This is a genomic window from Prevotella sp. FD3004, assembly GCF_000746155.1.
In the GTDB taxonomy this organism is placed as follows: domain Bacteria; phylum Bacteroidota; class Bacteroidia; order Bacteroidales; family Bacteroidaceae; genus Prevotella.
The window spans coordinates 57410-81685 of sequence record NZ_JQKR01000013.1 but is presented as its reverse complement, the minus strand read 5'-3'; the positions used below and the strand labels follow the sequence as shown (position 1 = coordinate 81685).

Sequence of the window (24276 nt, the reverse complement as noted above, 5' to 3'; positions counted from 1 at the left end):
GTTTTTATTCCCCTCTATAGGTTCCTATGAAGAATATCACACCGCTACTTGCTTCCTGAATCACGTATATAAATGGGCGGTTGCAATGGAAGTCTACTTTCTCTGGTTGATGTCCAGGACCAGGCGACATTAAATCCATCATGGCCACGGTCACAGCTGCCGCTTTAGTACCTTCCTCATTAACCTCGATAGCGGCTTTCTGTTTCATCAGCCCTACATGTAGCCCCTCCTTGATATTAGAACTGATGTTTGGAAACTCGGCTGAACTTGTGAACATCGTCGGTGCTCCCATTGCAGATAGCGGTTCTACCAGGTCGGTTTCAAAGTCTGTCTTAAAGCGTGGAATCATAATATCAACCTCAGCACTCCATGCGTTCTGATAGTTGGTAAGTTCTTTCCACCACAGACTGCTCATGCTGCTGATTACGGTATCTATCGTCTTACCCTCCTTGGGTAGTAGCACCTTCATGCTCCACTTGTCACCGCTGCCGTAAGGTAGATTCAGCATCTGACACATCTCGTCTTCGCTGTATAATGCCATAGCTTTACGATGCATCATCGGCAGACTCTTCTTCTGGCCGTCCATAGCCGTGAAGTCCTCGTTCTTTGTATCTTTCTTGTCAAACTTGTCAGTCCAAGTGGCCTTGAAATAGATGGCGTTCATCAACAATAGCAGGGCATCGATATTCAGTTCATTCTCTTTCAATATTTCTGGAATCATATTGTCAGTTTTTTTCTTACACCAGCCGTTGATCTGTTTCAGCGCCTCGTCCTTCTTGCTGAAATCAAGACTTGATACTTCTGCACTATAGTAATTTTTCATGTCTTTTTCATACTGGGATTCCAACTTGACATTCATAAACTTGTTAGAAATTACCGTATTTGCGACCTCCAATGTCACCGACGAGTCGGTCTTGGGAGCCTCTTCTATCAGTTTCTGACAGAACTCGTTCACCGCTTTTACTTCGTTATAACCAAAGCCCAAAACTGTGCCAATCTCCTTGGCCGTCTCGCCTGTGGCACCATCATTAAGCATGCCCATCACATAGGTTACGCTGATAGGCGATATGATGCTGCTCTTTTTGCCCGTAGGCATGTTACTGATGGTCTTGAACAGATTGAACGAGAAGTCAGTGTTCTTCTCTACATAGGTCTTTTCCTCTTGTGTGAGTTCAATGGCTCTGGTTTTCGGCAGCATGTTGATTACCTCTTCACCCTCATCGAGCTCATTACTGCTTTTGCAGCCTGCTATGGCCACAGCTACGGTCGCGAATAAAAATAGTTTTTTCATAATCAGTTATGCTAAAGTTATAATATTTCACTCATGTATGACTCCACCTGTAGAACTTACAGGTTGTAGCGCATTCCCAGTTGTAGACTCATAGCCGTGGGCTTATCTTTGAAGAAGTTGCTCACGTTACTGCCGTTGTCAAAGTAGTGTCGCACGCCTGGTTCTGCATAGACGCCCAGTTGTGGTATAATGTTGTACTGCACCCCCAGATGTCCGCCAATAGACCATTGCGGACGGTCCTTGTCTATTTTCTGTTCTATGCCGTCTGTTTCTGCTGTCGCTTTTACGTTAAAGTCTACCTGTCCACCAGCGCTCACATAGATGTTCAGCCTGTCCCACTGCCACAATTGTAGCTGCATATTTAATGGGACACCCACGTAGTGCAATACTTGATGACGCTTTACCTCAAGCGAGCGCATCACGCTTGTAAAGTCAGAGTGGAGCTTTGTGTAAGCCACACCCGAACTCACCGATAAACGGTCGGATAGGGGATAGCTCAACGTAATACCTATTGTGAAGGGCTGATCATGGCTCTGGTGCTCTTCGTAGCCAACCAGATAGGCTACCTCGCCGCGCGACATGGCAAAGTTGCTTAATGTTGATGGGCTCATCATCACACCGTTCGTGTTATCATATCCGCCCGAGGATGCTGAGGCATACAGGTTCATGGTTGATTTTCGTGCATGGGAGTGTTGTTTCTGCCGCTCTAATTCACAAACCCTAGGCAGAGTGTGTTTCTTATCCTGTTCCCTCAGCGATTCCTTATCCTCAGGTGCTTTTGTCGTCTGTTCTTTCTCTATTGTCTGCTTAGCAGATTCCTCTGTAGACTGAACGGCTTTTGGCTCTGTCACCTCCTGTGCCTCAGTTGCAGTTTCGTAGCCTGTAGCCTGCGCCATCAGCTTCCTTTCTGTGCTTGTGGCGGCTATGCTAGTGGCTTTTGCGGCAGGAACTGCCATATCTTCTATAGTGCTCTCAGAGTGTTCGTTGCTATCATTGTGAGCCGTCTGTATGTTTCCATTCTCCGGTGTGGCCTGTTGTGCCAGTTCTGTGCTCTGTTTGCCCGTCTCGATGTTTTCCCATAGCATGTAAGCCCCGCCCAGCAGCAGTCCGACTACGGCTGCGGCTACTACGTATCGGCGCAACGACACCATCATCGTCGGCTTTGGGGTTACCTGCTGCTTGTCGAGCGTAGCCTCAATGTCGGCCCACAAGTCGCGCTTAGGCTCCTCGCGGTAGTTCTCCATGTGGTTTCTCAGCCTTTCGGCCCATTTGTCTTGCTTCATATCTCGTGTCGTCTTATATAGTCATTAATCATTTTTATGAGCATTTGTTTGGCTCTTGCGTATTGCGAAGTAGAGGAGTTTTCTTTGATGCCCAGTCTCTTGGCTATTTCGCTGTGCGAGCAGCGTTCGAAAACATATAGGTTCAATATCATTCTGTAGCCTGGTGGCAGTTGTGCTATCATGCGGCTCATCACTTCAGGTGGTATTCGTTCCAGTTCCGTCTCTTCGTCGGCCTGTTCTGGCATCTTATCGGTGAAGCTTATCCGTTCATGCTTCTTGATAAAGTCGAGCGACTTGTTTACAACCGTTCTACCAATCCATGCTTTTAGTGCTCCTTCTCCGTTGGGCTCAAACCGTCCTATTGCTGTAAAAATGCTGATAAACGTGTCCTGAACCACGTCGTCTACGTCGTCGTTGTCGGGGATATACCTGTGTCCTATCGACGTGGCATACCCTTTGAAGCGCTCGTAGAGCCGCCTCATGGCTTGTCGGTCACCCGCCTTGACGGCGGTCAGCAGTTCTAGTTCGGTTTCCAACTTAGTTTTTTATTTTATGCGCTTTGTACTCGTAAATTTCAACGTCATTTCTGGGTTCAGTTCTTTTACAGTCTCCCCGTCGCCCGTGCCACTCGTTATGCAGTATACCGACAATACCAGAGTGAATGCGTTGTGGTAATTATCAACCGTGGCCACAGTCCTATTGGCGGTAAAGAGCGCTCTGAAGAGGGTTTCGCTGCCGTCGGCCTCGTGGACGATGAACGATATCTCTGCCGAACTGAGAAAAAACGAATGGTCATAGACTTCCGACGAGTTTTCCAGATAAATGGCATTGTCTGAATAGCCTAAAAGTCGGAATGTCAGTGCGGGCGGCATGACGTGGCTTACCGAACTCACCTTCATGTTAGGAAACATTTTGCTCACAATGGTCTGATAGGGATAGCTGTCGAACGAAATCTCGCTGGTGTCGTCAATCTTAACATAAGCGTTGACTGTTTCTGCTTCCAATCCGTCTACCGTCCAGATACCGTTATACGTCAATGTTTCTCCTTTCAGATTACTGCTAAGCTGCTTGCTTGGATCTAAAAATTCCGTATTTTCCATATCTTCGCCAGGTGCGCAAGACATAGCTAATGCGGCGAGTATCAGAGCGGTTCCCATTTGTCTAAATAGTCTTTTTGAGTCCATATCTTTATATCTCTTTTATTATATAAACGCATAAACTCTCAAAATACTGCATAAAAAAATGTTAAAACCGAAATAATTCTCTTTCACGTGCTCCCAATAATGATGAAACTCTCATAAGTAATAATTTATATGTTTATGTACAAATATAAGAAAAACGCGTGGGGAGAAATGTTGGAAAAGTAGGGTATGTATCGGAAAAACAACATGTTGCTGTAAGAAAAATGGGGTTTTCAGACAAATTATTTGGTGTTTTATTCTTTTCGTTGTACCTTTGTGGCCATGATCACAAAGGGAGAGATGCAGTTTGATGGTATGTTGACGATGGCAATGCTGTCGTTGATGTCGCTGTTATGTGTGCTGAAGGCACAGCCCGACAGGTCGGTAGAGAGTTTGGCCGACTACAACTGTTTCAACGATCGTGATTTTTCTCATGAGGTGGTCTGGCAATACACAGGCGCAACACCTGCTAAATATCAACTATAGACAAATGGGTAAGATCAATACTAAAAACACAACAGACGGCATGTTTATGGCCATGGTGAAGGCGGCGATGACGGGCTCCGAATTGAGAGTGAAGCCGACTGATGACGAATGGACGCAACTGTTTCGGATGAGTAAGAAACATGCGGTCGTAGGATTGCTATGGAGCGTGGTCTGTAAGCACAAAATGCCGATGACGTTGGCCGTGCAATGGGCCAGTGAGGCTGAACAGATACGCGGACTAAACGGATTGATGAACGACGAAGCCGCGCGGTTGACTGAGGCCTTTAGAAACTGGGGAATAAAGACAGTCATACTGAAAGGGCAGGCCAATGCCCGACTTTACAACGACCCGTTGGTGAGGCAGCCTGGCGACATAGACATCTGGGTTGAAGGCGGCAAAGAGCGTGTTATGAAACTCCTCATAGAGATGGGTTTCACACAACCTCAAGACTTGAAGGGGAGAAACGGAAAAAACTTAGTAAATTACCATCATGTGCATCTGCCGAAGAACGACAGAGGGGTAGATGTTGAAGTGCATTTCCGCCCGTCATCTGGGAATCATAATCCTTTGACTAACAAGTGCTTGCAGAGGTGGCTTGAAACAGAGGTTAAACATATTGAGGAGACCGAGGATGGCTTTTCGGTGCCTCTGCTGAAGTTTGCTTTAGTGATGCAATTGGCGCACATACAACACCATTTCCTGAACAGCGGCGTTGGTCTCAGGCAGATATGCGACTATTATCTGTTGCTGAAGCATTCTACGGCCGACGACAGGCAGGAGGTGAAGGGCTTGTTAAATCAGTTTGGTCTGCGCCGGATTGGTGGAGCGCTGATGTGGGTTCTTGCTGAGGTGTTTGGTCTGGACAACGCGCTGATGCTCTGCAAGCCCGACAAGTACCGTGGTAAATGGTTGCTGCGTTTCATCATGGCTGAGGGCAACTTCGGATACTACGCCCAGCATGTTAAGGTAAAGTCAGACGTGGCCTATTTTCTGAAAAAGGAGTATAGACGCCTTAAACTGCTACCATTTGCACCTTCGGAGATGGTGTGGTTGGAGCTGATGCATTGGAAAGATCTGTTTGGACTTTTGCCTGAACGCATAAGACGCGGTCGATTATCGTTAAGAAATATCCAGAGATGAAGGAAACACGATATTATCAGGTGGCTGAGCACGCGTTCAGCGTCACTGGCGAAGAGGGTATCTTCGCATTGATGGGTAACTATGAACCGTTTTGTGTCGGTTCAAACCAGATAGTATTCTCCCTTACGATTACCGATGACAAGGCTCCCGTCTATATAGAGGAGCTGCGCCAAAACGACGAGGGACAGACCATAATCTGCGGACGGACTGCGGACGGACATCCTGTGTATGAATATCGCTGGCAGAACAAGATGGTAGGTTGGCTGATATGCTCGAACGATTATAGCGAGGGGCGTCTCGTGATAGTTGGACCACAGGCGAAGATGGTATTAAACAATGCGCTGATGATGCTCTATTCGCTTTCTACAGCCGATAAGGGCACGATACTTTTTCATTCTGCTGTAGTAAGTTATTGCGGTAAGGGGTATATGTTCTTAGGCAAGAGCGGCACGGGCAAGAGCACGCACGCCGCTTTGTGGCTGAGATACATAACAGGCTCGGAACTGATGAATGATGACAACCCCGTGGTGAGGGTGATAAATGGGAAAAGCTTTGTCTATGGTTCGCCTTGGAGTGGTAAGACACCGTGTTATCGGAATGTGAGCTGTGAGCTGGGTGGTATCGTTCAATTGAGTCAGGCACCTTACAACAAGATTCGCCGGTTGAGTGGAGTGGAGAGTTACGCGATGCTGATGCCGAGTATCAGCGGTAAACGTTGGGATAAGCGTGTTGCCGACGGACTACATCAGTCGGAGAATACATTAGCGAAGACTGTGCCAACATGGTACTTGGAATGTCTGCCCGACGAAGCTGCGGCTCTGCTTTGTAAAGAAAAGATATGTGATGACAGATGATGAAATTTTAGAAGAGGTTGTCAGGCTGTTGAGTGAGGGCGTGAGTGTGACCCTGCCTGTTGACGGACGTAGCATGCTGCCCTTTATCATCGGCGGTCGGGAGAGTGTTATCCTGAAGAAGCCCCAACGGCTGAAGAAGGGCGATGTGGTGCTGGCATGGGTGGAAAACTGTCGTTATGTGGTACATCGCATTATCAGCATCGACGGCAATCGTGTGACCCTGATGGGCGACGGTAATCTTGTTGGTACGGAGCGTTGTACCATCGATGAAGTGAAGGCTGTTGCAACTCATATTGTGGACGCAGATGGTGTCCGACACGACTTGTATTGTTTATGGCGGCGTATCGGCTCGAAGGTCTGGTGGTATCTGCGCCCTTTCAGAAGATATTTATTGGCAATATATAGAAGAGCTAAGAAGATAAAAAAGTAAAAATGTAAGAAATGAGAATAAAGCAAGGATTTGTGCTGCGCGAGGTATGCGGCGAACAAGTGATTATGGGCGAAGGTCTCGGGGCTCTTGACTTCGGTAAGCTGCTGGTGCTCAACGAGACGGCAGCCTGGTTATGGCAGCAGGCTGCTGAGATGGAGACTTTCAACGTGGATCTGCTGACGGAAAAGCTCTTAGGGACATACGACGTGGCGCCTGAAGAGGCCCGAGAGGATGTGTCCGACATTCTGCAGAAGTGGCAGCAGGCCGGTTTGGTAGAAGAATAAGCTTTACTCGTGGTGATAAGGCTCGCCCTTAATGATGGTGCAGGCACGATAAATCTGCTCCGTGAAGACGAGGCGTATCATCTGGTGAGAGAAGGTCATCTTTGAGAGCGACAGCTGTTCGTTGGCACGAGCATAGACTGCAGGCGAGAATCCATAAGGACCACCGATGATGAATACGAGTCGGCGGGCGGTATTGCGCTTCTGTTCCAGCCAACGCGCAAACTCGATGCTTCGAAACTCTTTTCCATGCTCATCAAGCAGAACAACGGTGTCGGATGGCTGCAGCTGCTTGAGAATGAGTTCGCCCTCGGCTGTCTTCTGCTGTTCTTCAGAGAGGCTTTTGGTGTTCTTCAGCTCAGGAATGGTCGTGAGTTCGAAGGGCATGTAGTGACCGATGCGATCGACATAGTCGCTGATGCCCGCCTGAAAATGCTTGTCGGTAGTCTTACCTACCAGTATCAGAAGAGTTTTCATATTCGTGACGACGCTTGGGATTCATAGGAAACCATCCTTTGAGAACACGCTTACGCTGAGAGAAGAGCTCGCCGATGCCCCAAAGTGATGAAGCTCCGAAGACACCCAGGAACGACGAGATATATACATTCTCGACAAAGAGAGCCGCTAGGCAGCAGACGATACCTATAAGCAGATAGAGAATCCAAGGACGTGTGCCCCAGTAATACTCGGTCTTGATAACTATCGGGTGCCAGATACCTATCGTGAGAAAGGTCATGACGGCGATGGTGATTCCTGTGAAATACATGCTGAATATTTAGTTTGCAGAATTCGGCTGCAAAAGTACCAATTTTATTTGTATATCTGCATTTTTTTTTCATTTTTCTTGGTTTGGTAATGGAAAAAATGTAATTTTGCACTGATGGAACAAACTGAAACCTTTATCATACAACAGCTTAAGGAAGGACAGGAGCGGGCTTACCGATATGTGTACGACCGCCACTACCAGATATTGTGTCATGTAGCGGCACAATATGTGCACGACGATTTCCTGGCTGAGACCATCGTCGGCGACGTGATATTCCACCTGTGGGAGGTTCGCGAGACGATAGAGATAAAGACTGGTTTGCGCAGCTATCTGATGACATGTGTGAGAAACCGTTGTCTGGACTATCTGAAATCGCAATACAATCAGCGTGAAGTGAAAATGTCAGCTACTCCGGATATCAGCGACGACTTTCCCGTGCTTAATTATATAAAGGGCGACGACTATCCGTTGGGCCACCTGTTAGAGCAGGAACTTGAGGGCGAGATCATGAAGGCAGTCGACAGTCTGCCCGAAGAGTGCGGCAGGGTGTTCCGTCTGAGTCGTTTCGAAGAGAAGAAATACGAGGAGATAGCCCGTGAGCTGGGCATCTCGGTCAACACGGTAAAGTATCACGTGAAGCATGCGCTGGTATTGTTGCACGAGGCGCTTGGCAAGTATCTGGCAGCGGCCATCCTGCTGCTGGTGGAACAGATGGCATAAAAATATTTTTGAAAAAATATCAGTTCTGACTACCCTCAGGACTTTTTTTATCGTCAAACTAATAACTATCGACCATAAGATGACAAACGACAAGTCACATTTCGAAGAGGAGATATGGTTCTCGTCCGTTAGTGAAGAGCAACTGGCCAAGTACGACAAAGACGCCGCTTTTGCCGCCTTTAAGAAGCGTGTGGCAGAGAGCAGCAAGCCTAAAGTGCAGACCCACCACCGTCTGAGATGGCTGCGATATGCTGCTGCCGTGGCTGCCGTCGTGGCTGTGGGCTACTTCTCGTTCAAGGGCGGACAGAGTAACGTGGCTTCGGCTTTTGGCGATATTGTGATTGAAGCTCCACAAGGTTCTCGCACCCAGATGACGTTGCCCGACGGCACGAAGGTGTGCCTGAACGCAGGCTCAAGAATATCCTATTCACAAGGCTTTGGCTTTTCAGTGAGGTTAGTTAGTTTAAAAGGAGAGGGTTACTTCGAGGTAACCCACAATGAGCAGTTGCCTTTCAGCGTCGAGTCGGAGAATGTGCGGGTCAAGGTACTTGGCACGAAATTCAATTTCCGCGATTATCCGAGCGACGCGGAGGCAACTGTCTCGTTGACAGAGGGTAGCGTGGCCATGAGCAGCACGAAGCATCCCGCCGAAGACCGGCTGCTGAAGCCCGGTCAGCGTGCGATGGTCGATAAGCGCACGGGTAAGATCTATGTCGAGAACTACGACGTGGCCAAGTCGAGCCAATGGACCAACGGCCGACTGATATTCGACGGCCAGCCCCTGATGGAAATCGTGAAGACGCTTGAGCGCAGTTATAACGTGAAGATTACCATATCCGACAACCGCCTTTTGACACTCAGGTTCTATGGTGACTTCCTGCGCCAGGAGCAGACGCTCCGCGAGGTGCTCGACGCGCTGGCAGCTACCGACAAGATCAGGTACGACCAACACGGTAAAAACATAACATTATATTACCCATAACAAAAATTATACAATTTATTTTTATCAATGTCTAACTTAAAACTATTTTCAGCCAATGAACAAAAGGAAACTTGTTATTCTGGCAATGATGCTTGCCGTTGGTATTGGTAGCTGGGCTCAAAACCTGCAGCTCAAGCTGAACAACGTGACGGTTAAGAAAGCTATGTCGGAGTTGAAACAGAAAAGCGGGTATTCGTTTGTGTATGAGGCCAGCGACGTAGACACCAACAAGAAGGTGAACATCGACGCTGACAATGCTAATGATGCCATTGACCAGATTCTGAAGGGTCAGGACGTGACCTATGAGATTCAGGGCAAGAGCATTGTGATCTCTAAGAAGAACGCCGGAAAGGCCGCGAAGGGCAAGAAGCAGCGCGTGACCGGTACGGTGTTGGACAACAACGGCGAGCCCGTGATTGGCGCAACCGTGATGGAGAAAGGTACGAAAAACGGTACCATCACCGACATGGAGGGTAACTTCGTGCTCGAGACCGCTCCTGGTGCTGAGCTTGATATCTCGTATATCGGCTACAAGTCCCAGACCATCAAGGCCTCGGCTACGGGCGCCACTTCAGTCAGTCTGAGCGAAGACAGCAATCTGCTCGACGACGTGGTCGTAGTGGGTTACGGTACGCAGCGCAAGAAGCTGATTACCGGTTCAACGATTCACGTGACGTCCGACGACATCGCAGCCGTGAATGCCGTCGACGCATTCGGTGCCCTGCAGAGTCAGGCAGCAGGTATGAACATCGTGATGAACTCAGGTCAGCCTGGTGAGAGTTATAAGGTTACCATCCGTGGTATGGGTACTGCTGGTTCCAACTCTCCGTTGTATGTTATCGACGGCGTGCCCGGAGGTAACATTGCCGACCTCTCGCCAAACGATATCGAGAGCATCGACGTTCTGAAGGATGCCGCTTCGAGCGCCATCTATGGTGCACGCGCATCAAATGGTGTTATCCTGGTGACCACCAAGAAGGGAAAGGCCGGACACATTCAGGTGACCTTCGACGGTTATCTGGGCTGGCAGAACGCCAACACCAACGACGTTACGCCGCTGAACGCCAAGCAGTATATGGAAATCAACGACAAGGCCTACGAGATTCAGGGCGTAGCCACCTACGACTGGGCGAAGCTCATCCCGAAGCAGTATGCTCAGATAATGAACGGCACCTGGAACGGTACCAACTGGTTGGAAGAGACCATGATCGACGACGCGCCTATCAACAACGCTTCTATCAACATCACAGGTGGTGGCGACGTGTCGCGTTTCTCCATCGGTGCCAGCAAGTTCCATCAGACGGGTACCATCGGATGGCCTGCAACGCCAAAGTACGACCGTACCACTATCCGCATGAACTCAGACTACTCACTCATCCGCAGAAACGGCAGAGACGTGCTGAAGTTCGGCGAGAACGTCACATTCTCGGCTACCGACAAGAAGGGTATCTCTATCGGCGGTATCTACAGCAACAGCATCCGCAGCCTGCTGGCCATGAGCCCGCTGCTGCCTGCCTATAACGACGAAGGCGGTTTCTATGAGTATAAGGATATCCAGGCCGACCAATGGGACTTCAGCGCAGAAATGTCGAACCCCTTGGCAGCCATGAAGTATGACGAGGGTTACGGCTACACAAAGGGCTGGCGCCTGCAGTCGAACTTCTTCCTCGAGTTTGCGCCTATCAAGGACCTGACTTACCGCGTGAGCGCAGGTTGGCTGTACCATCACACCGACCGTCGCAGCTACAAGCCCGTCTACGAGCTGAGCACCAAGAAGTCAAATCCTGCCGACGACGTCACTCAGCGTCAGTCATACAACACCCGTTGGTCGCTCGAAAACACGTTGAACTACGTGAAGAGCTTCGGCGGTCATAACATCGACATCCTGCTGGGTCAGTCGCTCGAGAAGTGGGGCTACGGCAATAGCGTGGGTGTGACAAACTCCAACTCGCTCTTCCCGGGCTCGTTCGAGCATGCCTATATCGACAACGCCAACGTGGTCGACCCAGCCGTGACCTCTATCAGCGGCACACCACAGGAGCAGGGCGCCCTGTCGTCGTTCTTCGGACGTGCGAACTATAACTACAACGAGACCTATCTGCTGTCGCTCGTGCTGCGCGCCGACGGTTCTTCAAACTTCGCACGCGGACACCGCTGGGGCTACTTCCCCTCAGTATCGGCTGGTTGGGTCATCTCTAACGAGAAGTTCTTCGAGTCTACCAAGAGCTGGCTCGACTTCCTGAAACTGCGCGGCAGCTGGGGTCAGAACGGTAACTGTAACATCTCGAGCTTCCAGTATCTGGCAACCATCGCCTTCGACGATCCTTACTATTTCGACAACAAGGACAACCCCGGTATCGGAGCCTATCCAAACATCCTGCCTAACGAGGAGGTGAAGTGGGAGACCTCTGAGCAGCTCGACTTCGGTTTCGACGCACGTTTCCTGAGAAACCGTCTGGGTGTGACCTTCGACTGGTATAAGAAGACCACCAAGGACTGGCTGGTTCGCGCTCCGATGCTGTTGTCTTACGGCACAGGCGCACCTTATATCAATGGTGGCGACATCGAGAACAAGGGTTATGAGGTTCAGCTCTCTTGGAACGACAGAATCGGCAAGGACTTCACCTATGGCGTATCGTTCAACTTCTCGCACAACAAGAACGAGGTAACGCGTCTGGCTAACTCCGAGGGTATCATCCACGGCGGTTCAAACGCCATCGCACAGAACACAGCCGAGCTCTACCGCATTCAGGTAGGATTCCCAATCGGTTACTTCTGGGGCTACCAGATGGAGGGTATCATTCAGAACGAGCAGGACCTTCAGGACTACCTGAACCGCAACTGCGGCGGCGACAAGGCCAACTCTCTGCAGGGTGAGTCGCTGCAGCCTGGCGACGTGAAGTTCGTCGACGTGAACGGCAACGGCAAGATCGACAAGGGCGACGACGACAAGACCATGATCGGCGACCCGAACCCCGACTTTACCGTAGGTCTGAACATCAACCTCTCGTATAAGGGCTTCGACTTCGCCCTGAACGGCTACGGCTCGTTCGGACAGCAGGTGGCAAAGAGCTATCGTCAGTTCTCCGACCATCCTGATGACAACTATTGTACCGACGTGTACACCAAGTACTGGACGGGCGAGGGCAGCACCAACCGCTATCCGCGCTTCTCCGACGGTAAGACAGCCAACATGTCGGAAATCTCTCGCGTATGGATTGAGGATGCCGACTTCTTCAAGATCTCAAGAGTATCGTTTGGCTACGACTTCAAGCGCATCGCCAAGTTCCTGCCTGTACAGAGATGCCGTCTGTATGTATCGCTTCAGAACTTCTTCACCTTCACCAACTATTCGGGTATGGATCCTGAGGTCGGTTTCGGTAACGGCGCAAGCTGGGCATCTGGTATCGACAACGGTTACTATCCCTCTTCACGTAGCTGGCAGGTTGGTCTGAACGTCAACTTCTAAATAAAAGGTAAGAAAGTAGGAAATTAAATAAGCAAAAGAATATGAGAAAATATATTTTTATGAAGGCCAAAGGTATAGTAAAGGTTCTGCCTCTTTACCTTTTCACCTTTTTACTTTTATCCTCATGTGACGACTTCCTGGACACGGAGAACCTGACGATGAAGGACACGTCGAACTTCCCGATCAACGAGACCGACGCCTTCCAGATGGTAAACGGTATATACTCCGTGATGAACCGTAACTTGGCCGACCCCGAGGAAGACCCCTTCTTCGTGTTCGATATCGCTTCCGACGACCGTCTGGGCGGCGGCTCTCAGAGTAACATCGGCGCACAGGGCGTCGACCGACTGATGAATGCCTACGTCGACTGGATGAAGCCCCTGTGGCAGCAGCGCTATGCCGGTATCAACCGCGCCAACAACGCTCTCGAGACCATCGACAACGTGACTGGCTGGTCTAACGAGAAGACCAAGAACCAGCTGCTCTGCGAAATCCATTTCCTCCGTGCGTGGTACTACTTCAATCTTGTTCAGGTGTTCAACGGCGTGCCCCTGGTACTCTCTACCGAGCCCCAGAACCTGCCTAAGTCTACCCCCGACGAGGTATATGCCCAGATAGCCAGCGACCTGAAGAGCGCCATCGAGATAGGCCCCGCCACAAAGTATCCTGAGGTTGGCGACGGCCGTGCCTCAAAGTGGACTGCCGAGGGCATGATGGCTCGCGTGTGGCTGTTCTACACAGGCTTCTACGGCAAGAGCGAACTGCCCCTGGCCGACGGTGGCAGCATCTCGAAGTCGCAGGTGGTTGCCTGGCTCGAGGACTGCATCCAGAACAGCGGCTACGGCCTTGTGGCCGACCAGCGCAACCTCTGGCCCTACACCAACCCCTACACGGGTAAGGACTATAAGTACGACCTCGACAACGCCCTGAACTGGGAGACCGACGAGAACAAGGAGAACATGTTTGCCGTCAAGATGTCGAACAAGCCCGGATGGAGTGCCGACGACCAGCTGCGCCACAACCGTATCGTAGAGTTCTACAGCCTGCGCAAGACCACGGCCGACGCCTTCCCATTCTCTGTACAGGGCTACTCTAACGGTCCTGTGTGCGAGAAGCTGTGGACCGACTGGGCTGCCGATCCCGACTATGCAGGCGACTACCGCCGCGTAGGCTCTATCTGCGACCGTGCCGTCGAGATTCCTAACTACAAGGGTGATAAGGCCAAGGAGGTAGAGAACACCAACCTGCTGGCCAAGAAGTATGTAGGCTGCGAGGCCATCGACCCCGAGACGGGTCAGCGCATGCTCAGCTACGGTTACTTCTACGGTTCTGAGAACAACCGCCAGACGGGTCTCACCCAGTCGCTCGTATGGCTGCGCTTTGCCGACGTGCTGCTCATGCACTCAGAGCTCACCGACGGTAAGGCCATCTACAACGGCAAGAGCGGTCTGAATGCCGTTCGCGAGCGTGCCAAGCTGCCCGACATCGCCTACAGCCTCGCCAACCTGAAGAAGGAGCGCCGCTATGAGCTCTGCTTCGAGGCTCTGCGCTGGAACGACCTGCGCCGCTGGGGCGACGTAGCCGAGAAGGTGAAGAACCAGGTGGGCAACAAGATCCTGAACCAGGGCATCGAGGGCGAATATGCCTTCACCAACGACTTCATGGCCCGTTACAATGAGACGGGTGGCGGATTCTTCAAGATTCCAGAGGATCAGGTGACCCTCTCTGAGGGCGTGCTCGAGCAGAACCCCGGCTGGGGCGACGGAACGAACTGGGCGAAGGGCGACTTACCCTACCGCTTTAAATAACAAAAAAGGTTAAAAAGGGGGTATGTCTTTTCGGGCATACCCTTTTTTTGACCGCTTATTCGTACCTTTGCAAGGAAAAAAAATTTTAAAACGATTATGAAACGTACTATCTTTAATCTCCTGTTCCTGTGTCTGGGCGTGGGCGCCTGGGCTCAGAGCAATGCCGCGCTCGACCGTCTGAAGGCCGACCCGCGCAGGGCCTACGGCACCGACTATCCCTATCAGTTCAACACCGCCCCGCTCACCAAGGCCCCCAAGGGCTACAAGCCGTTCTACATCAGCCACTACGGCCGTCACGGCTCGCGCTACTACTGGAACGAGAAACTCTATAAGAACATCGACACCCTGCTCATGAAGGCCCACACCCTCAACCAGCTCACCGCCGAGGGCGAAGCCTTCCGCCAGAAGTTCATGGCCGCCAAGAAAGAGCTCAACACGGGCTGGAGCGAACTGACCCAGCTGGGCTGGGAGCAGCACCAGGGCATTGCCCGCCGCATGTACAACGACTTCCCCCAGGTGTTCCGCAAGGGCGGCAACGTGCTGGCCGTCTCGTCGCTCGTGGGTCGCTGCGTCATCTCCATGTCGGGCTTCTGTCAGGAGCTCGTTCAGTGCAACCCTAAGATCGAGATTCGCGAGCAGTCGTCGCGCTTCACGCTCAACGCCGTGGTGCCCACCGACAAGCAGAACCCCGACCGCAAGGAATACCCCGAGTGCAAACCCCGCTTCGAGAGCAACATGGATAAGTTCAAGGTCGACACCACCATCGTGCAGACCGTCCTCAGCCGCGTGTTCACCACCACCGACAGCCTCACGGCCCCTGCCGACGAAGTGGTCGACTGGCTCTCAGAGCTCTACACCTCGCTGCCCAGCATCGACCACGAGGGCATGATGGGTAGCATCATCAGCGACCAGGAGGTGGCCGACTTTTGGGAATACAGCAACCTGGGCACCTACTCATGGCTCTTCAGCGGCCGCTACATCGTCATCCCCATTATTGAAGACATCATCCAGAAGGCCGACGACGTGCTCGCCGGGCGTAGCGACCGCATAGCCGACCTGCGCTTCGGCCACGACTCGTTCATCGGTCCGCTCACCGTTCTGCTGGGCATCAACGGCGCCGACCTCGACCCCGAAGACCCCTACGAGGTGAAGAACTGCTACCAGAGCTGGGAGACCTGCATGGCGTCGAATATCCAGCTGGTGTTCTACCGCGGCAAGAAGTCGGCCGACGACATACTCGTCAAGCTGCTGCTCAACGGCGAGGAGGCCACGCTGCCCGTACCCACCACCCAGGCCCCGTACTACCGCTGGAGCGACTTCCGCCAGTACTACAAGGCCGTCTGCGACAGCGTAAAGCCCGAGTAGTCAGTTCTCTTCGATTAGAACATAATCATAAATCCCTCAGCACTTCAATGCTGAGGGATTTTTCTTTCATCTCACTCAAGAACCTTATCTACCAACACCTCGACTACTCCCATACTTGCTCCGAGCAAAGTCCTACTTAGCCTTATTACAACTCCCGCTTTCCTCCGAGCAGAATCACCCAATCTGTTGCAGTTGTTGCAGTGTTGCAGTTGTTTGTAAGATTGGCGCACCCCTAAAAAAATGTCTATATATTATATATATTATATATATAAATATATAGAATTTACTTTTCACTTTTCTCACTCCCTGATTCGAACTGCAACACTGCAACAACTGCAACAATATAGAAATAAAGATAATCCGCTCAAACATTTGCTTGTGTTAGAAATATTTAGTAACTTTGCCATCATATTTTCAAACCTAACCCGATTATTGTATGGATACAGAAAACGAATTGTTACCTAATGAAAGCGACAGAATAGTCTGTGTAAAGGTAGGATTTATAAAGCGTGAAAATCTCTATGAGATGACGCGTAAATATTGGAAAATGAATCTGGAGAGAGTTTCTCTAGCTACACATGTACTGGCTATTGTAGATGGCAAGGTGAAAGCTGTATATATTCCTCAAAAATGGTACTACACCCAGGAATCCCAATACTTGAGACGAGTAGAGTTTAATGGAATCGAGGATCCTGATAGTACATATATAGGAAAGTCTGTTAAGACGTTCTATGGTCGTAGCGCAAACCCAGTGAAATACATTAATATGTAACTATTCTGAGGATTTCTATGCATGACATTTTTTATATGGTATTTGTCGTCGTAGTTTTAGGGATTGTTATCCTTTCATGGGTATTGAGATCTCCCAAGATGAAAGGGAAAAGGGGAGAAGCTAAGATTCATAATTTGCTATTGGATTTACCTGATGAGTATTATGTCTTTAAAGATGTAATTTTAAAGTCGGGTAATAGGACTATTCAAATCGACCATATAGTTGTTTCTAAATATGCTATCTTCACGATAGAGACAAAAAACTATCGTGGAGAGATTTTTGGAAATGACAATTCTCTATATTGGACTCAGCTTATTGTCACAGATGTGACGTATAGGAGGAAATGGTACAAGACTTACACCTATGTTACAAAGAATAAGTTTTATAATCCAGTAAAACAATCCATGGCTCATGCCTATGCCATAAAGAATATGGTAAAAGAGTGGCCCTATTTGCCGATTGTGCCCATAGTCGTATTTACAGATATGGCTGATATATCTAAAATCGAATCTCAATACTGTGTTATTTCTGAAGAAGCCTTATATGATACGATAATTAATTATCGAACTATCTATTTATCAGATATTGATGTCTTGAATTTGGTAGAGAGAATTAATGTCTACGATTATAGGGAGGTAATAAGCGATAGAGAACATGTGAAAAATGTAAAATGGGCAAAGAACGAAACAGATAAGAAACTCGCTTCAGGTATATGCCCAAGATGTGGCGCTCAGTTAGTCTTACGAAAGGGAAAATATGGTAGTTTTTGGGGATGTTCTAATTATCCAAAGTGTAGATTCACAACTCACTAGATTATTCTTTAATTATGAAATATTAAAAACATTTTAAAATGAAAAAAAGTATCGTATATGTAAAGGGTGGAATATATGCCAATAAAGGCTATCATATAGCAAAAGGATTATCGTGCTTAGAAGATATAAAAGAAGCATCAAATGCCTGTTTAGTAATAGAAGGCGACCTTAATCTAGATGATAAAATGACACTTATTCCATATTGTAGATATAAGGCAGCTGGAGGCATTGCTGTATCTTTAGGAGGATTAGCTACTTTTAATGATCCATCAATACTCAAAAATGAATATATAGAAGAGATTGATAAGATTCTAAGAATTTTAAAGATTGAGATACCAGAAGATTTAATACAGATACAACTAAAGAGCATTTATGGCGCTGTGTTTGGTAATTTCGAACTGTTTATTACATCGTTTCTATATACTATGGTTTTAGGTTGTGAACTGTATTTTGACAGATATCTTCTGTATATAAACAACGCAAATTATGAAAAGAATGATGTTTATGAGTTTGTATTTAAAGATATATGTAGTATAAATGCTCATAATATGAAGAAAATAAAAAACGTTTTTGAAAACGTTTTTGAAATTAGTTTTCCAGATTACACAAGGATTAATAAGGATATTTTAAAAAGACATGATATTATTCATCGTTCAGGAAACCAAAAAGAAGATAATCACTTGAAGAGAATAACCTTAACATGTGATAATATAGTTGGGCTTATTAATGAGTGCAATATGTTTGTTGACAATCTTTTAGAAGCGATGAAAGAACCAATGCGAAAATGGCAAGAAGCGTGATATCAAGAACATAGTTTAATTTGCATTTATTTTTGACTGCTTACTTGATGGTCTCCTGTTCGAGGAACTCGTCGAACTGGGTCTGGTAGCCGTTGAACACGTTGATGTCGACCTCGGGGCGGATGCCTGCCACACGGCCGTCGGGACACAGCTGCCAGAAGGCCAGGCGCACGTCGGGCTTGTACTCGCCGTAGCGGGCTATCCACACGCGGTAGTCGCGCTTGATGTCGGGGGCCACGGGCAGATACATGTTGACGAAACGCTGGTTGATGTAGAGGATGGGTTTGACGCCCGTATGCTGCTCAACCATGCGGAGCCACGTGCGTATCTGGCGGAACATGGCCTCGGGACCGCCTGCCGCACGGATCTGGGCGTCGGACGGCTCTACGTCGAGCACGGGGGGAAGGTCGCCCTTGCCGAACAGGGTGTTGCGCAGGAAGAAACGGGCCTGCTGGGCGCCGCCAAGTTTGGTACGCCAGAAGTGGTAGGCGCCCGTGCGGATGCCGTGTTTGCGGGCCTGATGGTAGTCGGAGGCGTAGTAACGGTTGCGGATGGTGACGCCCTCGGTAGACTTGATGAAGACGAACGACACGGGATAGTCGGCGTCGCCCTTGACATTCTTGTGGCTCTTCTTGCCGAGGAAGGTGATGCGCATCTTGCTCCAGTCGATGGGGAAGCGGCGACGGCCCTGCTCGTGCTGGTAGCGGGCGATGTCGATGCCGTAGATGCGTTCGGTGGTGTAGCGCATGCGCTCGCCCCAGAAGCGGTTGCTGAGCCATTCGCCTACACGCAGGCGGGGCTCGCTGCCGAGGGGATTCTGCATCTCGAGGCCGAAGCCGTGGCGGAGGTCGCCCTCCCAATGGCCCTCGAAGTAGCTGCCGTTGAAGTGCTGATAGGCGCCGTGGCCTTGGGCGGCGAGTCTGACGAAGTCGCCGCGATAGGTGCCCGTAGAGTCGAGGCGGATGCCCGTGGTGAGGGTGTCGGCCTGAAAGGTGCCGACGATGGTGCGGCCCAGCGAGTCGAGGGCGACGCCTGTGCCCTGGCGCTGGCGGTTCTTCCATGTGCCCACGTTCAGGGCCGATATGTAGGGCGAGACTTTCACTTCGAGGCGTTTGCCGTCGGCAAAGGCGGCCACCATCTCATAGCCCTCGTCTTGCACGTTATGGCGCGAGAAATAGTAGGCCAGCTCGTTGGCGAAGTTGAGGATACTGGTGTCTTCGGGCTCGATGGTGTCTTGGCTGACGACGATGTGGCCTGACAGGCTGGGTGCCTTGTGGACGGGGCGGGGGAGAAAGGGCGTGACCGCGATGAGGGCCACGAATGGGCATATGATATAGAATAGGATCTTTTTCATTTTTTTTATGCCGCAAAATTACTAATTATTATTGATTAATGTGTATATTTGCAGCAGAAATATTCATTTAGGAGAGAAATTCATGATGAAGGACTTTAATTTCTACGCCCCCACGAGGGTGGTGTTCGGGCGCGAGTCGGAAGAGAAGCTTCCGCAGTTGATAAAACAGTATGGCGGCACTAAGGTGCTGGTGCACTTCGGCGGCGGCAGCGCACGGAAATCGGGTCTGCTCGACAAGGTGGAGAAGATGCTGGGCGAGGCCGGCATTGCCTATGTGGAGCTGGGCGGAGTGGTGCCAAACCCCCTCTTGTCGAAGGTGAGGGAGGGTATCGAACTGTGTCGGCGCGAGCACGTGGACTTTATCCTGGCTGTTGGCGGCGGTAGCGTGATAGACTCGGCGAAGGCCATCGGCTATGGCGTGGGCTACGAGGGCGACGTGTGGGACTTCTGGGACGGAAAGGCCGTGCCTCAGGCGTGTCTGCCTATCGGCGTGATGCTCACGATTCCCGCGGCGGGCAGCGAGATGTCGTCGAGTTGTGTGATTACCAACGACGAGGGCATGCTGAAGCGTGGCGTGAACAGCGACCTGTGTCGTTGCAGGTTTGCCATCATGAATCCTGAGCGTACCTACACTTTGCCGCCTTACCAGACGGCTGCAGGGGCTACCGACATCATGATGCACACGATGGAGCGCTACTTCTCGAAATACGAGGATGCCGTGCTGACCGACGCGATAGCCGAGGCCCTGCTAAGGACGGTGAAAGACGCGACGCCCGAGGTGCTTCGTCGGCCCGACGACTATAAGCACAGGGCTGCCATCATGTGGGCCAGCTCGCTGTCGCACAACGACCTGACGGAGTGTGGCACGGAAAAGGACTTTGCCTGCCACAAGCTGGAGCACGAGCTGAGCGGCATGTTCGGCGTGACGCATGGTGCGGGTCTGGCTGCCATCTGGGGCTCGTGGGCCCGCTACGTGATGGACAGGCACGTGAGCCGCTTTGCGAAGTTTGCCGTCGACGTGATGGGGGTGACGCAGGACTTTACCGACCCTAAGGCTACGGCCTTGAAGGGTATCGAGGCTATGGAGGCCTTCTTCGTGTCGATAGGTATGCCCGTCAGCATCCCTGAGCTCGTGGGCCGCAGGATTACTGCCGAGGAGATTAAGGCGCTCGTTGAGAAGTGCAGTCGGGGAGGTAAGATGAATATTGGCGCTATGGAGGTGCTGAAGCCCGAAGACATGACGGCCATCTACGAAAAGGCTAACGCCTGAATTATAATAATATATAAGGTGTGTGCGCTTAAATATAACAAATTGCAATTATTTTAATTAAAAAACTTACGATTTATTTGTTTGATTCAAAGAAAATGTATAACTTTGCAGCCGAAATAAAAAATAGAAGCAAGTATGAAGAGTCTGAATCTACTTAACGCCATTATTATTATTCGACTGCAGGGGGCAGGCGGAAGTGATAGGGCGTATATATAGGTCAGACGATGATACTGAATGATATGAAGAGCCTTTCTCACTTCCGAGTGCGAAAGGCTTTTTCTTTTAGACATCAGATCAAACAAAACAAATAAATTGCAAATAGAGAAATGAGTGACAGATTGTTTATTTTCGACACAACGCTCCGCGACGGCGAACAGGTTCCCGGTTGCCAGTTGAACACCGTAGAGAAGATTCAGGTGGCCAAGGCGCTCGAGCAGTTGGGCGTGGACGTGATCGAGGCTGGATTCCCCGTATCGAGTCCGGGCGACTTTAATTCGGTGATTGAAATCTCAAAGGCCGTGACGTGGCCCGTTATCTGTGCGCTGACGCGAGCCGTAGAGCACGACATCGACGTGGCCTTCGAAGCCCTGAAGTATGCCAAGCACAAGCGTATCCACACAGGTATCGGCACGAGCGACGAGCATATCCAGTTTAAGTTCAACTCTACCCGTGAGCGCATCTTAGAGCAGGCTGTCGAGGCCACGAAGTATGCCAAGCGCTTTGTCGACGACGTGGAGTTCTACTGCGAGGATGCTGGGCGCACAGACAATGAGTATCTGGCGCAGGTGGTAGAAGCCGTGATCAAGGCCGGAGCTACCGTGGTGAACATTCCCGACACAACGGGGTACTGTCTGCCGCAGGAGTATTTCGAGAAAATCAAGTACCTGAAGGAACATGTCGACAATATCGATCGTGCCATCATCTCGACCCATTGTCATAACGACCTCGGCATGGCTACGGCCAACACCTTCAGCGGTGTGATGGCTGGCGCCCGTCAGGTGGAAGTGACCATCAACGGTATCGGCGAGCGTGCGGGAAACACGTCGCTCGAGGAGATTGCCATGATTCTGAAGTGTCATAAGCAGTTGGGCATCGACACGAACATCAACACCACGAAGATCTATCCTACTTCGAGAATGGTGTCGAGCCTGATGAATATGCCCGTACAGCCAAATAAGGCGGTTGTGGGGCGCAACGCCTTTGCACACTCGAGCGGCATACACCAGGACGGCGTGCTGAAGAATGTGCATACCTACGAGATCATGGACCCCAAGGATGTGGGCATCGACGACAACAGCATCGTGCTGACAGCCCGTTCGGGGCGTGCTGCCTTGAAGCATCGTCTCCACGTGAACGGGGTTGACCTGGAGGAGGAGAAGCTCGACAAGGTTTATGAGAAGTTCCTCGTGCTGGCCGACCAGAAGAAGGAGGTGACCGATGCCGACGCGCTGATGCTGGCTGGCGCCGATATGGCTGACACACATGCCGTGCGTCTCGACTTCCTGCAGGTGACTACGGGTAAGGGCGTGAAGAGCGTGGCTTCAATAGGTCTCGACATCTCGGGGCAGAAGTTCGAGGCTGCTGCTTCTGGCAACGGTCCTGTGGATGCCGCTATCAAGGCCCTGAAGAAAATCATCATGAAGCAGATGACGCTGAAGGAGTTTACCATTCAGGCCATCTCTAAGGGCTCTGACGACGTGGGCAAGGTTCACATGCAGGTGGAGTATGACGGTTCGCTCTATTATGGCTTTGGTGCCAATACCGACATCGTGACCGCCTCGGTAGAAGCCTACATCGACTGTATCAATAAGTTTAAGAAGACTGAAGAATAAATGAATACGCTATTTGACAAGATATGGGATAAGCACGTGGTGCAACAGGTGGAAGATGGGCCGACACAGCTTTATATCGATCGCCTCTACTGCCACGAAGTGACGTCGCCTCAGGCTTTCGAGGGTATGCGGGCCAGGGGACTGAAATGCTTCCGTCCTGAGAGAATATACTGCATGCCCGATCACAATACGCCTACACACGACCAGGATAAACCCATCGAGGACCCTGTATCGCGTAAGCAGGTTGACATGCTGGCGAAGAATGCGGCAGAATTCGGTCTGACACACTATGGCATGATGTCGAAGGATAATGGTATCATCCATGTGGTTGGTCCTGAAAAGGGACTGAGCCTGCCGGGAATGACAATCGTGTGTGGCGACTCGCACACCTCTACCCATGGCGCTATGGGAGCTGTGGCTTTCGGCATCGGTACGTCTGAGGTCGAGATGGTGATGGCTTCGCAATGCATCCTTCAGCAAAAGCCTAAGTCTATGCGCATCAGCATCAACGGCACGTTGCAGAAAGGTGTCACCGCCAAGGATGTGGCCCTCTATCTCATGGCACGGCTCACGACTTCGGGCGCTACGGGCTACTTTGTGGAGTATGCTGGCGACGTGGTTCGCAATCTCTCTATGGAGGGGCGCCTCACTCTCTGTAACCTCTCAATAGAGATGGGGGCAAGAGGCGGCTTCATCGCTCCCGACGAGACGACGTTTGAGTATATCAAAGGCCGTGAGTTCGCACCAAAGGGAGAGGCTTGGGATGAGGCTGTCGCCTATTGGAAAACCCTGAAGAGCGGCGATGATGCCGTGTTTGATAAGGAGCTGGTTTTCAACGCAGAAGACATAGAACCGAGAATCACTTATGGAACGAATCCGGGCATGGGAATCGGCATCACGGAGACGATTCCTACAGAGGGTGATGCCAACTTCGGGAAAGCACTCGACTATATGGGTTTCAAGGCTGGAGAAAAGCTGCTCGGCACGAAGGTCGACTATGTGTTCCTCGGAGCTTGTACCAACGGACGAATCGAGGATTTCCGCGCGTTTGCCCAGATTGTAAAGGGGCGTCGTAAGTCGAAAGACGTCGTGGCCTGGCTGGTTCCTGGCTCGTGGGCTGTTGACAAGCAGATTCGTGAGGAGGGACTTGATAAGGTTCTGACCGAAGCAGGCTTCGAGATCCGTCAGCCCGGATGTTCTGCCTGTCTGGCCATGAACGACGACAAGATTCCTGCAGGCAAACTCTCAGTATCTACCTCTAACCGTAATTTCGAAGGTCGCCAAGGGCCTGGAGCTCGTACGGTGCTGGCATCGCCGTTGGTTGCTGCCGCTGCCGCCGTGACAGGTGTCATAGCCGACCCGAGAGACTTAATGTAATG

The 24276-nt window shown here is 50.6% G+C and carries 23 protein-coding genes; 16 read left to right on the top strand and 7 right to left on the bottom strand.

Going from position 1 to position 24276, the window contains the following annotated elements:
* Positions 1–4: 4 nt before the first annotated feature.
* From T325_RS05000 to T325_RS04985, 4 genes are read right to left on the bottom strand one after another with little or no spacing between them, the layout of a single operon-like run.
* Complete coding sequence (locus T325_RS05000; RefSeq protein WP_036911020.1) at positions 5–1291, bottom strand: serpin family protein; 1287 nt, start codon at positions 1289–1291, stop codon at positions 5–7.
* A 56-nt stretch (positions 1292–1347) separates the two neighbouring features.
* Positions 1348–2574, bottom strand: a complete 1227-nt coding sequence (locus tag T325_RS04995) for an outer membrane beta-barrel protein (protein ID WP_036911017.1) — start codon at positions 2572–2574, stop codon at positions 1348–1350.
* Positions 2571–3110, bottom strand: a complete 540-nt coding sequence (locus tag T325_RS04990; RefSeq protein WP_036911015.1) for an RNA polymerase sigma factor — start codon at positions 3108–3110, stop codon at positions 2571–2573. Before T325_RS04990 ends, T325_RS04995 begins: the two co-directional genes overlap by 4 nt.
* Before the next feature lie 9 nt (positions 3111–3119).
* A complete protein-coding gene (locus T325_RS04985) occupies positions 3120–3674 on the bottom strand; it encodes a hypothetical protein (RefSeq protein ID WP_156097642.1) in 555 nt (184 codons plus the stop codon).
* Between the two features lie 363 nt (positions 3675–4037).
* Here T325_RS04985 and T325_RS04980 point away from each other — a divergent pair, with 363 nt between their 5' ends.
* The 5 genes from T325_RS04980 to T325_RS04960 are packed head-to-tail and all read left to right on the top strand — an operon-like array spanning position 4038 to position 6950.
* Entirely contained in the window at positions 4038–4241 is a 204-nt protein-coding gene (locus T325_RS04980) for a hypothetical protein (protein ID WP_036911011.1), read from the top strand.
* A 4-nt stretch (positions 4242–4245) separates the two neighbouring features.
* Positions 4246–5382 carry a nucleotidyltransferase domain-containing protein gene (locus tag T325_RS04975; RefSeq protein WP_036911009.1) on the top strand — a complete coding sequence of 379 codons (1137 nt, stop codon included), beginning with the start codon at positions 4246–4248 and terminating at the stop codon, positions 5380–5382.
* Entirely contained in the window at positions 5379–6236 is an 858-nt protein-coding gene (locus T325_RS04970) for a hypothetical protein (protein ID WP_036911007.1), read from the top strand. The genes T325_RS04975 and T325_RS04970 overlap by 4 nt, the downstream gene beginning before the upstream one ends.
* Positions 6226–6666, top strand: a complete 441-nt coding sequence (locus tag T325_RS04965) for a S24/S26 family peptidase (RefSeq protein ID WP_051949713.1) — start codon at positions 6226–6228, stop codon at positions 6664–6666. Before T325_RS04970 ends, T325_RS04965 begins: the two co-directional genes overlap by 11 nt.
* 11 nt (positions 6667–6677) lie before the next feature.
* A complete protein-coding gene (locus T325_RS04960; RefSeq protein ID WP_036911002.1) occupies positions 6678–6950 on the top strand; it encodes a PqqD family protein in 273 nt (90 codons plus the stop codon).
* Positions 6951–6953: 3 nt separating this feature from the next.
* Here the strand turns inward: T325_RS04960 and rlmH are convergent, their stop codons facing one another.
* The gene (rlmH, locus tag T325_RS04955; protein WP_036911000.1) at positions 6954–7424 is read right to left on the bottom strand and encodes a 23S rRNA (pseudouridine(1915)-N(3))-methyltransferase RlmH; all 471 of its coding nucleotides are present in this window, start codon (positions 7422–7424) and stop codon (positions 6954–6956) included.
* A complete protein-coding gene (locus T325_RS04950; protein WP_036910997.1) occupies positions 7396–7713 on the bottom strand; it encodes a DUF4491 family protein in 318 nt (105 codons plus the stop codon). Before T325_RS04950 ends, rlmH begins: the two co-directional genes overlap by 29 nt.
* Before the next feature lie 114 nt (positions 7714–7827).
* Between T325_RS04950 and T325_RS04945 the strand changes: the two genes are divergently transcribed.
* From T325_RS04945 to T325_RS04910, 8 genes are all read left to right on the top strand, one after another.
* A complete protein-coding gene (locus tag T325_RS04945; protein ID WP_036910995.1) occupies positions 7828–8433 on the top strand; it encodes an RNA polymerase sigma-70 factor in 606 nt (201 codons plus the stop codon).
* Positions 8434–8512: 79 nt separating this feature from the next.
* Complete coding sequence (locus T325_RS04940) at positions 8513–9415, top strand: FecR family protein (RefSeq protein ID WP_051949712.1); 903 nt, start codon at positions 8513–8515, stop codon at positions 9413–9415.
* Between the two features lie 55 nt (positions 9416–9470).
* A complete protein-coding gene (locus T325_RS04935) occupies positions 9471–12884 on the top strand; it encodes a TonB-dependent receptor (RefSeq protein WP_091768469.1) in 3414 nt (1137 codons plus the stop codon).
* Positions 12885–12925: 41 nt separating this feature from the next.
* The gene (locus tag T325_RS04930) at positions 12926–14692 is read left to right on the top strand and encodes a RagB/SusD family nutrient uptake outer membrane protein (protein ID WP_081911051.1); all 1767 of its coding nucleotides are present in this window, start codon (positions 12926–12928) and stop codon (positions 14690–14692) included.
* 96 nt (positions 14693–14788) lie between these two features.
* On the top strand, positions 14789–16057 hold the full coding sequence (locus T325_RS04925; RefSeq protein WP_036910993.1) for a histidine-type phosphatase: 1269 nt from the start codon (positions 14789–14791) through the stop codon (positions 16055–16057).
* A 436-nt stretch (positions 16058–16493) separates the two neighbouring features.
* Positions 16494–16829, top strand: coding sequence for a hypothetical protein (locus tag T325_RS04920; RefSeq protein ID WP_036910991.1), 336 nt, complete (start codon positions 16494–16496; stop codon positions 16827–16829).
* Between the two features lie 35 nt (positions 16830–16864).
* A complete protein-coding gene (locus tag T325_RS04915; RefSeq protein WP_231622189.1) occupies positions 16865–17641 on the top strand; it encodes an NERD domain-containing protein in 777 nt (258 codons plus the stop codon).
* Positions 17642–17679: 38 nt separating this feature from the next.
* Entirely contained in the window at positions 17680–18441 is a 762-nt protein-coding gene (locus T325_RS04910; protein WP_036910987.1) for a hypothetical protein, read from the top strand.
* A 40-nt stretch (positions 18442–18481) separates the two neighbouring features.
* On the opposite strand, the gene T325_RS04905 is transcribed toward T325_RS04910, so the two are convergent.
* The gene (locus T325_RS04905; protein ID WP_036910986.1) at positions 18482–19795 is read right to left on the bottom strand and encodes a GH25 family lysozyme; all 1314 of its coding nucleotides are present in this window, start codon (positions 19793–19795) and stop codon (positions 18482–18484) included.
* A gap of 85 nt (positions 19796–19880) precedes the next feature.
* On the opposite strand from T325_RS04905, the gene T325_RS04900 reads away from it, so the two are divergent.
* The 3 genes from T325_RS04900 (at position 19881) to leuC (ending at position 24274) form a co-directional block, all read left to right on the top strand.
* On the top strand, positions 19881–21065 hold the full coding sequence (locus T325_RS04900; protein ID WP_036911220.1) for an iron-containing alcohol dehydrogenase: 1185 nt from the start codon (positions 19881–19883) through the stop codon (positions 21063–21065).
* 326 nt (positions 21066–21391) lie between these two features.
* Entirely contained in the window at positions 21392–22897 is a 1506-nt protein-coding gene (locus tag T325_RS04895) for a 2-isopropylmalate synthase (RefSeq protein WP_036910984.1), read from the top strand.
* On the top strand, positions 22898–24274 hold the full coding sequence (gene leuC, locus T325_RS04890) for a 3-isopropylmalate dehydratase large subunit (protein WP_036910982.1): 1377 nt from the start codon (positions 22898–22900) through the stop codon (positions 24272–24274).
* The last annotated feature ends 2 nt before the right edge of the window (positions 24275–24276 follow it).

Bases quoted from the DNA above. Each gene is read 5' to 3' on its own strand.
- T325_RS04920 (WP_036910991.1), top strand. From the start codon at position 16,494: ATGGATACAGAAAACGAATTGTTACCTAATGAAAGCGACAGAATAGTC.
- T325_RS04910 (WP_036910987.1), top strand. From the start codon at position 17,680: ATGAAAAAAAGTATCGTATATGTAAAGGGTGGAATATATGCCAATAAA.
- T325_RS04995 (WP_036911017.1), bottom strand. From the start codon at position 2,574: ATGAAGCAAGACAAATGGGCCGAAAGGCTGAGAAACCACATGGAGAAC.
- T325_RS04975 (WP_036911009.1), top strand. From the start codon at position 4,246: ATGGGTAAGATCAATACTAAAAACACAACAGACGGCATGTTTATGGCC.
- T325_RS04905 (WP_036910986.1), bottom strand. From the start codon at position 19,795: ATGAAAAAGATCCTATTCTATATCATATGCCCATTCGTGGCCCTCATC.
- T325_RS04900 (WP_036911220.1), top strand. From the start codon at position 19,881: ATGAAGGACTTTAATTTCTACGCCCCCACGAGGGTGGTGTTCGGGCGC.
- T325_RS04940 (WP_051949712.1), top strand. From the start codon at position 8,513: ATGACAAACGACAAGTCACATTTCGAAGAGGAGATATGGTTCTCGTCC.
- T325_RS04935 (WP_091768469.1), top strand. From the start codon at position 9,471: ATGAACAAAAGGAAACTTGTTATTCTGGCAATGATGCTTGCCGTTGGT.
- T325_RS04925 (WP_036910993.1), top strand. From the start codon at position 14,789: ATGAAACGTACTATCTTTAATCTCCTGTTCCTGTGTCTGGGCGTGGGC.
- T325_RS04970 (WP_036911007.1), top strand. From the start codon at position 5,379: ATGAAGGAAACACGATATTATCAGGTGGCTGAGCACGCGTTCAGCGTC.
- T325_RS05000 (WP_036911020.1), bottom strand. From the start codon at position 1,291: ATGAAAAAACTATTTTTATTCGCGACCGTAGCTGTGGCCATAGCAGGC.
- T325_RS04950 (WP_036910997.1), bottom strand. From the start codon at position 7,713: ATGTATTTCACAGGAATCACCATCGCCGTCATGACCTTTCTCACGATA.
- T325_RS04960 (WP_036911002.1), top strand. From the start codon at position 6,678: ATGAGAATAAAGCAAGGATTTGTGCTGCGCGAGGTATGCGGCGAACAA.
- T325_RS04930 (WP_081911051.1), top strand. From the start codon at position 12,926: ATGAGAAAATATATTTTTATGAAGGCCAAAGGTATAGTAAAGGTTCTG.
- T325_RS04965 (WP_051949713.1), top strand. From the start codon at position 6,226: ATGACAGATGATGAAATTTTAGAAGAGGTTGTCAGGCTGTTGAGTGAG.
- T325_RS04985 (WP_156097642.1), bottom strand. From the start codon at position 3,674: ATGGAAAATACGGAATTTTTAGATCCAAGCAAGCAGCTTAGCAGTAAT.
- T325_RS04945 (WP_036910995.1), top strand. From the start codon at position 7,828: ATGGAACAAACTGAAACCTTTATCATACAACAGCTTAAGGAAGGACAG.
- T325_RS04915 (WP_231622189.1), top strand. From the start codon at position 16,865: ATGGTATTTGTCGTCGTAGTTTTAGGGATTGTTATCCTTTCATGGGTA.
- leuC (WP_036910982.1), top strand. From the start codon at position 22,898: ATGAATACGCTATTTGACAAGATATGGGATAAGCACGTGGTGCAACAG.
- T325_RS04895 (WP_036910984.1), top strand. From the start codon at position 21,392: ATGAGTGACAGATTGTTTATTTTCGACACAACGCTCCGCGACGGCGAA.
- rlmH (WP_036911000.1), bottom strand. From the start codon at position 7,424: ATGAAAACTCTTCTGATACTGGTAGGTAAGACTACCGACAAGCATTTT.
- T325_RS04980 (WP_036911011.1), top strand. From the start codon at position 4,038: ATGATCACAAAGGGAGAGATGCAGTTTGATGGTATGTTGACGATGGCA.